The 12188-nt window shown below is 50.3% G+C and carries 13 protein-coding genes and 1 riboswitch; of the genes, 4 read left to right on the forward strand and 9 right to left on the reverse strand.

Translation table 11 applies throughout. The annotated features are described in order from the left end of the window. Positions 1 to 41: 41 nt before the first annotated feature. The 3 genes from WCN91_RS12085 to WCN91_RS12095 all read right to left on the reverse strand — a co-directional run bounded on the left by WCN91_RS12085 (position 42) and on the right by WCN91_RS12095 (position 2534). Positions 42 to 1259, reverse strand: coding sequence for an NnrS family protein (locus WCN91_RS12085; protein ID WP_342679389.1), 1218 nt, complete (start codon positions 1257 to 1259; stop codon positions 42 to 44). A 20-nt stretch (positions 1260 to 1279) separates the two neighbouring features. Then, a complete protein-coding gene (locus WCN91_RS12090) occupies positions 1280 to 1732 on the reverse strand; it encodes an Rrf2 family transcriptional regulator (protein ID WP_342679391.1) in 453 nt (150 codons plus the stop codon). Between the two features lie 160 nt (positions 1733 to 1892). Next, on the reverse strand, positions 1893 to 2534 hold the full coding sequence (locus tag WCN91_RS12095; RefSeq protein ID WP_342679393.1) for a DUF2959 domain-containing protein: 642 nt from the start codon (positions 2532 to 2534) through the stop codon (positions 1893 to 1895). Positions 2535 to 2620: 86 nt separating this feature from the next. Here WCN91_RS12095 and WCN91_RS12100 point away from each other — a divergent pair, with 86 nt between their 5' ends. Genes WCN91_RS12100 through dtd form a run of 3 tightly spaced genes read left to right on the forward strand, consistent with a single transcriptional unit; the run spans position 2621 to position 4877 of the window. Beyond that, on the forward strand, positions 2621 to 3514 hold the full coding sequence (locus tag WCN91_RS12100; protein WP_342679395.1) for a virulence factor BrkB family protein: 894 nt from the start codon (positions 2621 to 2623) through the stop codon (positions 3512 to 3514). A gap of 2 nt (positions 3515 to 3516) precedes the next feature. Beyond that, positions 3517 to 4440 carry an alpha/beta fold hydrolase gene (locus tag WCN91_RS12105; RefSeq protein ID WP_342679397.1) on the forward strand — a complete coding sequence of 308 codons (924 nt, stop codon included), beginning with the start codon at positions 3517 to 3519 and terminating at the stop codon, positions 4438 to 4440. Then, on the forward strand, positions 4440 to 4877 hold the full coding sequence (gene dtd / locus WCN91_RS12110) for a D-aminoacyl-tRNA deacylase (RefSeq protein ID WP_342679399.1): 438 nt from the start codon (positions 4440 to 4442) through the stop codon (positions 4875 to 4877). The genes WCN91_RS12105 and dtd overlap by 1 nt, the downstream gene beginning before the upstream one ends. Here dtd and WCN91_RS12115 read toward each other — a convergent pair. Continuing rightward, a complete protein-coding gene (locus WCN91_RS12115) occupies positions 4874 to 5563 on the reverse strand; it encodes a spermidine synthase (RefSeq protein ID WP_342679401.1) in 690 nt (229 codons plus the stop codon). The genes dtd and WCN91_RS12115 overlap by 4 nt on opposite strands. 132 nt (positions 5564 to 5695) lie before the next feature. Between WCN91_RS12115 and WCN91_RS12120 the strand changes: the two genes are divergently transcribed. Beyond that, positions 5696 to 6592: a bifunctional GNAT family N-acetyltransferase/hotdog fold thioesterase gene (locus WCN91_RS12120; protein ID WP_342679403.1), complete on the forward strand. Its 897-nt coding sequence runs from the start codon at positions 5696 to 5698 to the stop codon at positions 6590 to 6592. Between the two features lie 74 nt (positions 6593 to 6666). Here WCN91_RS12120 and WCN91_RS12125 read toward each other — a convergent pair whose 3' ends face one another. From WCN91_RS12125 to dapA, 5 genes are all read right to left on the reverse strand, one after another. Continuing rightward, positions 6667 to 7704: a phospholipase A gene (locus WCN91_RS12125; protein ID WP_342679405.1), complete on the reverse strand. Its 1038-nt coding sequence runs from the start codon at positions 7702 to 7704 to the stop codon at positions 6667 to 6669. 170 nt (positions 7705 to 7874) lie between these two features. Continuing rightward, positions 7875 to 8987 carry a succinylglutamate desuccinylase/aspartoacylase family protein gene (locus tag WCN91_RS12130; protein ID WP_342679407.1) on the reverse strand — a complete coding sequence of 371 codons (1113 nt, stop codon included), beginning with the start codon at positions 8985 to 8987 and terminating at the stop codon, positions 7875 to 7877. A 4-nt stretch (positions 8988 to 8991) separates the two neighbouring features. Beyond that, positions 8992 to 10197, reverse strand: a complete 1206-nt coding sequence (locus WCN91_RS12135) for a PLP-dependent decarboxylase (RefSeq protein ID WP_342679409.1) — start codon at positions 10195 to 10197, stop codon at positions 8992 to 8994. Next, a complete protein-coding gene (locus WCN91_RS12140) occupies positions 10197 to 10937 on the reverse strand; it encodes a 2,3,4,5-tetrahydropyridine-2,6-dicarboxylate N-succinyltransferase (protein ID WP_342679411.1) in 741 nt (246 codons plus the stop codon). The genes WCN91_RS12135 and WCN91_RS12140 overlap by 1 nt, the downstream gene beginning before the upstream one ends. Before the next feature lie 7 nt (positions 10938 to 10944). After that, positions 10945 to 11841 (reverse strand): 4-hydroxy-tetrahydrodipicolinate synthase, encoded by an 897-nt coding sequence (dapA, locus tag WCN91_RS12145; RefSeq protein ID WP_342679496.1) that lies wholly within the window; start codon positions 11839 to 11841, stop codon positions 10945 to 10947. A 128-nt stretch (positions 11842 to 11969) separates the two neighbouring features. Further along, a riboswitch (Lysine riboswitch) is annotated at positions 11970 to 12160 on the reverse strand. Between the last annotated feature and the right edge of the window lie 28 nt (positions 12161 to 12188).

Raw genomic sequence — 12188 nt, forward strand, 5'->3', positions numbered from 1 at the left:
ACTTGTTGCGGGCTTTTTTGTGCGTATAGCAAAAATGCTTTCTAACCATCACGGCCATCTACGCGGGGCTTAAACACCACGGGGGCATAGGCGATGATATAAATCAGGTAGGCAAGGGTCCACAAGAGCGCAGACACCAAGATCAGGCTTTGATACTGATCACTCACCAGGGGCGCAAATACCCGAATCACAAAGGCGCTGAACAGGGCGATAAAGGCGCTATTGATCACCCAGCCTACCCTGATCATGCGTCCGGTATGACCGAGAGACACCCGAGATATCATAGCCAATATCATTAACCCCATGCCGCCAACGGTAATGGCATGATAGGCCAAAGAAGGGTTGCTTAATACTTCTAACTTTATCAGACCCAGCATCAGCAGGCCGATACAAATGGCCCAATAGCTGATATGCAGCGGCCACACCAAAGCGGTGCCAAAGGTTACCCAGATGCGCCAGCGCCAGGCGCGCGCAAAGTTAATTAAGGCCGCGGTGATAAAGACCATACCCTGCAGTGCAATACCTTGTTCGCTGTTAACCAAAGTGAGCAGGGCACACACGAATACCGAGGCAATAGCCGCCTTATCCAGCCAGACAATGTTGTCCACTTTTGATGTTTGCGTGCCATTAGCGGTAAACATGGGGAACACTCGACCACCGATAATCACCATGACCAAGGCCACCATTAGCACCATGGTATGACTGAGGGTAATGAAGTTAAGCGCTATCAACTGAAGCTGGGATAAGTGCATTAACAGATTTAGAGTCGCCATCATCAGCAACAGGGGCACAAAAAACAGATTGCGCTGCATCTGAGCCTTGAGAATGGGTAAGGCAAAACACAACGCTGCGGCGGGTAGAAAGGCGACATCCACGGCAATCACCAAGGCGGCGGGGAGCCATGAAGCGGGTAGGGCCAGCAGTATTCGCGCACTTAACCAGAGCAATACTAAGGCCGCCAAAGGCTTGCCTTTAATGCTGGGCACTCTGGTCCAATTCTGCACCGCGGTTAATAAAAAGCCCGACATAATGGCCACGGCAAAGCCAAACAGCATTTCATGGGTATGCCAGAAATAGCCGCCGCCATAAGGGGAAAACGCTAGGTGACCTGTGTAGGTGAGGCTCCAGGTGATAATGCTGAGCATGCCAAACAGGGCGCCAAGCCAAAATAGTGGGCGAAATGCTAAGCGCATAAAGGCCCAGCCACGGGCCTTCTCATCGGGTTCTGCAATTTGTCCACTGGGTAGTAACACAGCCATGACATCCTCTCTTTGTTATCTCAAAATTTAGGTGGTTCGCTTATTTGTAGCAACTGTTTGAGCTCTGAATCCGTGTTTGAATTTACTAAATCGGCCAGGGTGAAATTATCTAAGTGGGCAAAAAAGCACTCCATGGCCTGCGCCAAAATTCCCTTAAGCTGGCAAGCAGGAGAGATCACGCAGTGATTATCCGTGCCAAAACACTCCACCAGGGTCGAGTCTTGCTCATGCAAGCGCACCAGTTCGCCTATATTGATTTGCGCTGGGTCGCGGCTCAGGCGAATGCCGCCATTTTTACCTCGGGTGGCAGTAAGGTAATCCTTATTACTTAGCACTTGCACCACCTTCATCAGGTGGTTTTTGGAGATTTGATACTTATCGGCCACCGCCTTGATGGTGACAGTTTCGCCCTGATGCAAGGCCGCATAGATCAGGGTGCGTAGCGAATAATCGGTAAAACGAGAGATATTCATAGGCTGAGTTATTTAGCTCTTTCTTTAAAGTTGCATTTAAAATACATCTTTGATGACGAGCTGTAAATCATTTACTAAGCGCAAGACGCAGAGATAGAAAAAGGAGCCGAATGGCTCCTTTAGATTGAAAGGGTGGCAGCCTAACGATGCCGCTCAGGACTTAGCCCTGATTCATTTGTTCGATAAAGCGATTAGAGTCGGCGATAGAGCGGTTCATATCGTCTATCAGCACCTTGATATCACGCTGCAGGTTGGCAAACTCACCCTTGATGGCAGCGATGGCCTGAGCATTGAGGTTGTGTTTAAGATAAAGCACATTGTCTTGCAGCGATTCCAGCACCGGCTGCATTTTTGCTTCGCTGGCACGCATTGAGCGCAACAGCTGGGCAAACTGGCGCTCAGTGGCACGCAGTTTTTTCGTGCTCTCGCGTTTTAAAGACGCACTTTTGTATTCCTCGAGTTCGTCGGCCCATTCTTCAAACAGGGCTTCGGCCACATCTTCAACCTTGTTGATATTGGTGCTGACCTCTTCGGCGGCGCCTAAACTTGCCTCATAATCGTCATTCAGTTGCTCATAGGCGTCTTGCAGATCGCCACCGTCAAAGTTGATCAGGGTACTGAGGCGTTCAAGGGCAGATTGAAACTCTTCTTGAGACTCTTGTTGCGATTCCTTGGTTTCTTCAACCCGGTCGACAAGAATATCGCGCTTGTGTACACCTACGGATTCCATGGCCGAGTAGTAGGCAGATTGGCATGCGCTAAGGGAAAGAAAAGCCGTTGCTAGGGCTATTTTTTTGAGCATTAGAGTGTCCTGTCTCGAAACTTGATACTGTAAATTATGTGGCTGATTGCTATGATAAGCAAAAGATTTTCTTCTTTGAGTTAGTAATGAAGTGGGATAGTGACAAAATAAAAACAACCCTGGCAATTTGGGTTAAAGCTCAGCCGCGCTGGTGGCGTTACTTTTTTACCCGTTGTGGTGAAGACCAGATCACAGTGAATGCCGGCTACCTGGCTTATGTTACCTTATTATCCCTAGTGCCTTTAATCGCCGTGGGTGTGGCTATTTTTTCCGCCTTTCCCGGCTTTGAAGATATACGCATTAATATCGAAAACTATATATTCACCAATATGGTGCCCACCTCTACGGATGTGATCAAAGAGCATATAGTTGCCTTTACCGGGAACGCTAATAAGATGACCGCTGTGGGTGTGAGCTTTTTGGCGGTTGTGGCGCTGTTTTTGATTCGCAATATAGATGCCACCCTTAACCGTATTTGGCGCATTAAGAAAAAGCGCCCTATGATGATCTCCTTTGCCATCTATTGGATGGTGCTCAGCCTTGGCCCCGTGCTGCTTGGCCTTAGTATCGGCGTTACTTCTTATATAGTGTCTCTGGTGTCCTTTGCCGATGAAGGGATCCCCGGATTCAGCGGTTTTGTCATTAAGTCACTGCCTTATGTGATCTCCACCGCGGGCTTTATAATGCTCTATACTCTAGTACCTAACACCCGCGTTCCCTTTAGGGCGGCGATCCCCGGGGCTATTTTTGCGGCGCTGCTGTTTGAGCTGACCAAGAAAGGCTTTGCACTGTATATCAGTCATTTTCCCTCGTACGAACTGATTTATGGCGCCCTGGCTACCGTGCCTATTTTGTTTGTCTGGGTTTATCTGTCGTGGATTGTGGTCTTGCTGGGCGCGGAATTTACCGTATGTATTAGTGTGAGTCGGCCACCTATTGACGATATTGTTGCCGAGGAGGTTGCCGCTCACAAGGAGTGAGCATGGCGTTAAGCTACCCCATTAAAGCGCCACGGCAGGTTTATCATCTTGCCGTGGCCCATGGTCATCAACTTGAAATTGAAGAGCATGGTAATCGTGACGGCTTTCCTGTGCTTGTCTGCCATGATGGCCCAGGTGCAGGCCTTAATCGCGCTCCCTGCGCTTATTTTAATCCCCATCATTATCGTATCTTTCTCTACAGCCAGCGCGGCTGTGGTAACTCCACTCCACACACCTGCGCGCACAATAATCTTGATTTATTGATTGCCGATCTGGAGCTGATACGTGAGCATTTCGGTTTAAACCGTGTAATTCTTGCCGGTGAAGGTTTTGGTGCCATGCTGGCGCTGAGTTATGCCTTAGCGCATCCTCAGCAGGTGTCGGCATTATTGTTATGGTCGAGCTTATTAGGCGCCCGCGAGGATTACGCATGGAGCTTGGGACCATCCGGAGCGGCGGCACAATTTTATCCGCAGCAGTATCACCTGTTTAATCCTAAAGGCTTGGCCCCAGACGAGCTGGTGAAGGACTACTATCAACGTCTTTTTGATGCCAATGAGCTGATTCAAATAGAAGCAGCCAAGGCTTGGGATGCCTGGCAGCAGCAATTGGGGCCCCAAAGCATGGAGCAGGATAATCATCTGCAGCTGGCAAAATTGCAGCTGCACTATTTGGTAAACCGCTTTTTCTTAGCGGATGAGCAGCTGCTGCAAGGAGCTTGTAACCTCAGCAAGCTACACATTTATATGGTTCATGGCCGTTATGATTTACGTTGCTCCTTTGCCCGAGCGCAGCGCTTGGCAAATGCGCTGCAGGCCCAATTACAGATAGTTGCTGAGCTTGGTTACGCCTTTGAAAATGAGGTATATTGTCAGGCTCTATGTCGGGCGACCGACCATATGTATCTGCAGTTAAAGAGGTCTTAGTGCAAGGATTAATTCAGCGTGTAAGTGGCGCCAAAGTGGAAGTTGAAGGCAAGCTAGTCGGGGAAATAGGCCAGGGCATTTTATTATTGCTTGGAGTAGAGAAAGCCGATGGCGAAGCCCAGGCGGATAAGTTGCTGCACAAGGTTAGCAATTACCGGATTTTCACCGATGAGCAGGGCAAGATGAACCTCAGCCTTAAGGATATAGGCGGCCAGCTTATGGTGGTGTCGCAATTTACCCTAGCAGCGGATACAAAAAAGGGCATGCGCCCGAGTTTTTCCAGTGCCGCCACCCCAGAACAGGCCACTCACTTGTATGAATATTTTGTCGCCAAGGCGCAGGAGCAAGGGATCAGCGTAGCTACCGGCCAGTTTGCCGCTGATATGCAGGTGAGTTTAACCAATGACGGCCCAGTCACTTTTAATCTCACGGTTTAGCGGCTGATAAAGAGCAAATGATTGACGTAGCCGGGCACGGAAATCACTTTTGCCGCCTTGCCAAAGGTGGCTCTAAGCAACTGCTCTAAGCGCGTTAACTGGCTAGGGTGATGCGCTAGAAAGTTAATAAACACATATCCGTGCGGCGCTAATGCCGCACTCAAAAGCTCATAAAAACGCTGCTGAAATAAAAACAGCGGCGCATCCAGCTCACTAAATAAATCCAAGATCAGCCAATCAAAACGACCGCAGCGGTTAAGCGCTTGCTCGGCATCAAGGCAGCAGAGGTTGTCGCTTTGCCCGGCACTAAAAAAGCGTTTGTAGCAGTGGATCACCTGGGCATTATGTTCCACCGAGATCAGCTCAGCCTCGGGATAAGATTGTTGCAGGTAGTTACGAATGGCGCCACCACCCAAGCCCAGCTCCAACACCCGCTGCGGCTTTTTCAGGGTTTGCCAGTATTGCGCCAGGATATGCAGATGTGGCAGCAGTAACCTTTGTGGTTGATTGGCGACAATGACGGACTGCAGGGTGTGATTAAGCAGCAGCCAGCGAAACTCTTGCTCTTGTCGCACCTCGAGGCGAGTGCCTCCTTGGTGATACCAATAAAGTAAATGCCCCAGATGGGAGCAATTGCTAATAAAATGCCTGGATGCGGCGTCATTATGTATAAGTGCGGCTTTCATTAGCTCAGCATAGACCCAGACCGCCTCCCGTGCATAATCATTTACGTTTGTTTGGCTAGTTGTGCTTTAGTGTTATTTGCCCTTAGCGTTAAATCTTGTATGGTGGATGGCAAAAAAGTGATTGGAGGAAGTATGTTCCAGGTAAGCACCCCACAAAGTAGTGATGATTGGCAGGCGTATTATCAATTGCGTTGGCAGGTTTTACGCGCGCCATGGGATCAGCCACGTGGCAGTGAGCAGGATGATTTAGAGCAGGAATCAGAACATCGCTTTATTAAAAATAAAGCGGGTGAGGTACTTGCCGTCGCCCGATTGCATTTTAACAATGGCCAGCAGGCTCAGGTGCGCTATATGGCGGTGGCCGAAGAGCACCGTGGCCAGCATTTAGGCAGCCGTTTATTACATGAATTAGAGAAGATTGCCTGGACGCAAAATGCTGGTGAGCTGGTGCTCTTTGCCCGCGAGCGAGCGCTTGAGTTTTATAAGCGTCATGGTTATGAATTAAAAGAAAAAGCGCATCTGGCCTATGGCGATGTACAGCATTGGCGCATGGTTAAGCAACGCCCGAGCGAGCCAGGTTGGTTCCGTCATCCGGATTGGACTCAGGTGCTGCAAAATACCTGGCGTGAATCCATTCCCATCAGCGATAAGATGGGTATTAAGGTGGAATCATATACGGACTGGCAGTTCAGTGTAGTGGCTGACTTGGATGCCAATATCAATGTGCACAACACCATGTTTGCTGGCTCTGTGTATTCCATGGCAACCCTGGCAGGATGGGGCGCTACTTACCTTGCCTTAAGAGAGGCGGGTAAAGAAGGCGATATTGTTTTAGCCGATGCCAATATTAAATACCTAAAGCCAATTAAGTCACTGCCTAGAGCGCATGTAGATCAACAGGCGTGTGAAGGCTGTTTTGAGCAGTTGGAAAGCGATGGTAAAGCCAGTTATAAGGTGCCAGTGCAAATCTTTGATGGCGACACCCTGGTTGGTGAGTTTGAAGGACGTTTTGTGGTTGTAGCGAAATAACTAGAACGCAAAGTTTATAACATCGACAAAGAAGCCAGCATAATGCTGGCTTCTTTAATGATATTGACTGCTTTTTACAGCAAGTCGGTCAACAGGATACCCACGCCAAAGCGTTCGATATCGGCGTTATAGTCGATCATGCTTTCACCATAACCATTGAAGTATTGGGCGTAGCCGCGCAGGCGTCCCCACAGCGGGAAGGACCAATCGAGTTGAATCGCTCCACGGTTGTCCGAGTTAAGGTTATTACGCAGCATAAAGCTAACTTCATGATCTTCAAAGCGACGCACACCGCTAAACTCAAAGTAACCCATGTAATTGTGAATATCCGGGTTATCGTCGCCCTTGGCTTCCATCAGGTCGTCTTTTTCGTCCTCAGGAAGGCGATACCAGGGCTTAAAGCTAAATACATAGCCGTTTTGTTCCCAGATAAAGTTGGCATAGATGCGGTTCCAGGAGCGCGAGTAAGGCTGGCTGCGGCCATTAGACTGGTGTGAAATTCCCAAGACTACGGCAAGCTCATCGCCCCACCAGACATTTTCTTGATCCAGGTAGTTAATCCAGAAAACTTCCGGCTCATAGTTGGTTTCACGAAACGGTGAGGAAATATCATCGTTATAGAATTGCCAGTAAGACTGCAGGGTTACAGCGAAATAAACAGCTTGGTCTTTGTCGTCAAAGTCGTCGAAAACAGGCACTTTAAGCGAAAGTTGGTATTTAATTTCGATGTTATCCAGGTTTTCCCCATCATCGTTTTGAGTGATGTTATCCAGATCGCCAAAGGGCTTCTGGTTGGGGTGTTTCATATAGGTAACGGGCAAAATATAGTTACGGTTGTGCGGGGTTATCACGTTACGGTTTTTTTCCGTTACCTGCTCCCGTGCCTTGCGTTTATCTATGGCGCTAAGTTGTTTGTTTTCCTCAAGTGCAGTGCATTTTTCTCGCAATTGGGCGAGAGTTTGCTCGCCATCCCCAGCAATGGCTTCATTGAGAATACATTGCTTAACGATATTGAGTTCTTCTTGCTGGTAACTTTTTTCCGCAGCTTCCGGTTGGGCTGCCCAAAGCTGTGTGCTCGTGGCTAAACCGGCAATAAGATAGCGCCAATCCATAACTTACCTGTTATTTAATTGTTTAAGGTACAAGGAATTATACTGTGAGTGCGATACTTTCGCAGCACTTGCGTGAATTTAGGCTGAAAAAATGGGCGGCCAGGCCGCCCATTAGCAGTGAGTACCTCTCACTGACTCTCACGCAATCGGTTATAAATCGAAGGTATTGCTTATAAATCAAAGGTATTAGTAAAGAATTTATAGAGTTCGGTGCCCTGATTCACACTGGCCGAGGCAAAGTGCAAAATAGCTATGGCATCCTGGTCGAAACGCAGGGTGTGCAGCGGCTCTTCACTCAAATAGCGCTCCATCCTAAGAATGCGGGCAAAGGCATCACCCGCCTTCAGGTGCTCGCCCAACCCGGCCAGATACTCGATCATCCCGCCCATGGGCGCATAATAGGCCACATAGTCTTTCAGATAACAGGCATGACGCTGCATGTTTTTAGGCTGATAGGGCGCGTCCACAAACACCCCTTGGTAATTTAAATAGCTTAAAATGCTTTGCGCATCTTCTAAGGCCTCAGTTAAATCAATGCGTTCTTGAGAGCCCAGCTCCACAGTGTAGGCTTCTATTGCTACTTCGAAGTCGCGGCCCTGACGTTTTAGCTGGGTTTGCAGCTGCCACCAGGGGCAAAATGCTGCTTCATCCATGGCGCCGTCGAATTCATTGGGGATCAAGAGCACGTGCTCAATATTAAAATAACGGGCGCTGGCACGGGCATACTCGGGGCAATACAGGTGCTTGGCGGAAATAGGACCTGTGTGCAGATCGAGTACGATATCAGCCTGATGCGCCAGGCGTTGTAAATTCAGGGCAATACGCTTACCGGTAGTTAAGGCATGCTGTGGGCCGTTTAGACGCTGCTCCACTTCCTCAACCAAGGCGGCTTTAAAGGCGTCCCGCAATTCTTGATCGGACAGGCTATCGCTTTGCCCAGCAAAACGCCTTACCAGCTCGGGATTGTAATGATATAAGCGGTTCCAGTTTACGCCGGTAATGGGGTCGAAACGGCCTAGGGTAAATTCCCCCGACTTTTGGTTACAGCCGATGGGGTTGGCATAAGGCACCAGGGTGATATCGCCCCGTAACCCTAAGTTTTTAAGTTGCTCAAGTAGCTGATAAATAACCGCATTGCCCTGTACTTCGGCGCCATGCATATTGGCCTGAATATAGACGCTCTTGCCACTGCCATCGCCTTTTAGGCGGTATACGGGAATGGTCAGGGGTAAACCATTGGCGATTTCACCAACCTGAATATTTTGTTGATCAATTTTGTTCATACGACTATCTCAAATAACTACTGGGCGCCGCGCTTTCGCGCAATAGGTGTAAATTGCCGTCGGCTATTACATATTCGGCCGCCATTGGGTGGCAAAGGAAAAACGGCATACTTTCGGTGAAGCCGTAGGCGCCGGTTTGAGTAAACACCAGCCAGTCTTGTTCGTTAATATCTTCGGGGAGCATGTGCGTGCCCAAAGAATCCAGTGCTGTACACAGGGGCCCATGAATATTGAAGGCTCGAGTTGGCGCGGTACTTGTTCGTAATAGGGCGCAAGGGAAAGCCTGACCGGCCACAGCAGGGCGCAGTAGATGGTTGATACCACCGCTGACGATCAGCTGCTGCTCGCCATAGTTTTCTTTTTGCTCGACCACGGGATTGAGGTAATAGCCACATTCCGCCACCGCATAGCGGCCCAATTCCATCCATAGCTCCTGCACGCCGCTTTCGCGCTTGATTTGTGCAAGCGCCGTTAGTACATCTTGCCAGGCTAGAGGTTCACTTTCGTCGTCATAAGGCACGCCCAGACCACCGCCTAAATCCAGCACCTGCATGGCAAAGCCAAGCTGCTCACTTAGGACCTGAAGTGGCGGTAGCATTTGTTGCCATAGATGTAATAGCTTGTCGGCGCTAAGCATATTGCCCCATTGGAAAATATGTACGCCGATACAGGTCAGTGCCGGATAGTCCGCCAGGTAAAGACCGTGCCACTGCTGCGGGTCGAGACCAAAAGGAGTGAGGGTATCACCGCCCAAGGGGTTTTTTTCACCCTTGGGCCAGCGCAATTGCACCCGCAATAGCAGCTTAAGCTGTACCTTATGAGCCTGCGCCGCCTGGTTGAGCCAGCGCACCTGATTAAGGCTTTCCGCCACAAAGGTGCGCACGCCAAGGGCGATAAACTCATCGATTTGTCGCTTTGATTTCGCCGGGCCGGTATTGAGCACCTGCTCCGGGTTAATTTGTTGTGCCAGTACCTGATGCAATTCGCCACTGCTGGCCACGTCAAACTGAAAGCCCGCCTCAGCCAGGGTACGTATGATGCGCGATAAAGGGTTGGCTTTAACCGCATACCAGAGCTTGACCACGTCTTGTGCCATCAGCTTATCCAGGTGCTGGCGTAAGGCGTCAAGGTCGTAGACAAAGCAGGGCTCTAACTGCTCCTGGCTGATGCACTCAAGGTGCATTTGCAATTCGGTACTGACAGGGTGCATTAGCGTAATACCTCTTCCAGCGCCAGTGATGCATCGCTTTGCTCATCGCGATATTTCACGATTAGGGCACAACTCATGGACAGACCTTGTTCACGCCCCCAGGCGCTTGAGCTTGGACGTGAGCCCGGGATCACTATGGCGTTTTCCGGGATGGGTTCACCCTTATCGAGTTGGCGCTCATTGACACAGTCGTACACGGGAATGGTGGCACTTAGGCGTACACCCGGCGCCAGAACCGCGCCTTTTTTCACGACCACGCCTTCAACGATCACGCAGCCGGCGCCAATAAAGGCGTCGTCTTCGATCACCACAGGGCTGGCACCTATAGGCTCTAATACGCCACCGAGTTGCACCGCGGCGCTAAGGTGCACATTTTTACCCACCTGAGCACAAGAGCCCACAAGCGCATGGCTGTCGACCATGGTACCTACATCGACAAAGGCGCCAATATTGACATAGGCCGGTGGCATTATGATGGTGCCTGGGGCCACATAGGCGCCGCGACGTACCGAGGTGCCGCCCGGTACCATGCGAACATTGTCTTCGGCGCTAAAACCGCGCGGTGCCAGGTTGTCTTTATCGACAAAACCGCCGGGGAATTCGGTATTGGTGCCGTTTTTAAAGGCTTCAAGAATGCCTTGCTTAACCTCGATATTGGCCTGCCATTGACCATTTTCGTCTTGTGATGCAGCGCGAACGGCGCCCGTTTCTAAATTATTAAGTAGTTCTAACCAGCTCATGAAAATATTAAACCTGTGTTGAATGCCAAGATGTGATGCTGTCGTGTACGCGTAAAAGTGGTTGTAAATCCCTTAGCTCCGAATGAGTTAACGGGGCGCGCAGAGTTGGTGTGTTGATGCGCCCAAGGGCGTGTAACAAGCACTTTGTCGGAATAGGGTTGCTGACATGAAAGAGCGCCGCCACCGCCTCGCGCCAATGCAAAAAGGTATTGTGGCTTTGCCCTTGCAGGCTTAACTGCACAAAACGGTGCGTAGCTTCTGGCCACACATTGGCAGCAACCGAGACCAAACCGGCGGCGCCGGCCTGGGCGTAATAGGGGATCAGTGCATCGTCGCCGCTGAAAATAGCCAGTTGCGGTGCCGCAAGACGATATTGCTCAAAGCAGTCGATGCTGCCGCTGGCTTCTTTCAATGCCCAGCAGTTCGGGTGATCTTGCAACTTGCCGAGTACCTTAGGATCCAGGCTGACCGCGGCGCGGCTGGGAACGTTGTAAAGCATGCAGGGGTGTTTGCTGGCATCAAGCAGAGCGCGAAACCATAGCTCTTGTCCTACTGGACCTGGCTTGGCATACAAGGGGGCGCCAAGCAAATAGGCGTCTATCGGGTAGTCATTGCAAAAGGCCAGCCATTGGCGCTGGGCTTCAAGGTTGTGGCCACCTACACCGACCATAATCGGGGTGCTTAGTTCCAGGGCGCAAATGTGTTGCACCACGGCTTGTTGCTCCGCCATATCCAGGGCCAGGGCTTCGCCAGTAGATCCCAGGATCAGCACGCCATTACCGGCTGCCGCTTGCTCTTGTGCCAGCGTGCTTAGGGCGTCAAAGTCTATGCCGCCATCTTCAAGCAGCGGGGTGATCAGTGCTGTCCACAGCACAGTGTGTGATAACGATTGAGTAGTTGTCATCTCATCCGAACTTAGTGCGAGTTCGAGAGCAACAAAGGGAAATGTTTTCCGCATTCGCCGACTCGAACAGGTTAAATTCGAAGAGCGAATGGGCTTAGACGTAACAAGGCCTGCCGGCCTGTTATGTTAAGACCAGAAGCTCTCCACCAAATATGTAGCAATATGTGCTATTGGTGACAGTCGCCGGGATTCAACCCAAGCGCCCGAGGGAGTATTAAGCAATTTACCTCACCTCTCGGCGTACATCCCCCTCATTATGAATCGTTGGAGTTTGCTCTCCTCATCATAACTACCTGGATGACGCACCTCTTCTAGCCCTTGCGGCCATCTAAATGGCCGAATCAATA

This window comes from Pseudoalteromonas qingdaonensis, assembly GCF_038739665.1.
GTDB lineage: Bacteria > Pseudomonadota > Gammaproteobacteria > Enterobacterales > Alteromonadaceae > Pseudoalteromonas > Pseudoalteromonas qingdaonensis.

What these genes read in the sequence shown, in the direction of transcription:
- dapA (WP_342679496.1), bottom strand. Translation starts at nt 11,841, where the DNA reads ATGACAACTACTCAATCGTTATCACACACTGTGCTGTGGACAGCACTG.
- WCN91_RS12095 (WP_342679393.1), bottom strand. Translation starts at nt 2,534, where the DNA reads ATGCTCAAAAAAATAGCCCTAGCAACGGCTTTTCTTTCCCTTAGCGCA.
- WCN91_RS12115 (WP_342679401.1), bottom strand. Translation starts at nt 5,563, where the DNA reads ATGAAAGCCGCACTTATACATAATGACGCCGCATCCAGGCATTTTATT.
- WCN91_RS12130 (WP_342679407.1), bottom strand. Translation starts at nt 8,987, where the DNA reads ATGAACAAAATTGATCAACAAAATATTCAGGTTGGTGAAATCGCCAAT.
- WCN91_RS12125 (WP_342679405.1), bottom strand. Translation starts at nt 7,704, where the DNA reads ATGGATTGGCGCTATCTTATTGCCGGTTTAGCCACGAGCACACAGCTT.
- WCN91_RS12100 (WP_342679395.1), top strand. Translation starts at nt 2,621, where the DNA reads ATGAAGTGGGATAGTGACAAAATAAAAACAACCCTGGCAATTTGGGTT.
- WCN91_RS12120 (WP_342679403.1), top strand. Translation starts at nt 5,696, where the DNA reads ATGTTCCAGGTAAGCACCCCACAAAGTAGTGATGATTGGCAGGCGTAT.
- WCN91_RS12105 (WP_342679397.1), top strand. Translation starts at nt 3,517, where the DNA reads ATGGCGTTAAGCTACCCCATTAAAGCGCCACGGCAGGTTTATCATCTT.
- WCN91_RS12140 (WP_342679411.1), bottom strand. Translation starts at nt 10,937, where the DNA reads ATGAGCTGGTTAGAACTACTTAATAATTTAGAAACGGGCGCCGTTCGC.
- WCN91_RS12085 (WP_342679389.1), bottom strand. Translation starts at nt 1,259, where the DNA reads ATGGCTGTGTTACTACCCAGTGGACAAATTGCAGAACCCGATGAGAAG.
- WCN91_RS12135 (WP_342679409.1), bottom strand. Translation starts at nt 10,197, where the DNA reads ATGCACCCTGTCAGTACCGAATTGCAAATGCACCTTGAGTGCATCAGC.
- WCN91_RS12090 (WP_342679391.1), bottom strand. Translation starts at nt 1,732, where the DNA reads ATGAATATCTCTCGTTTTACCGATTATTCGCTACGCACCCTGATCTAT.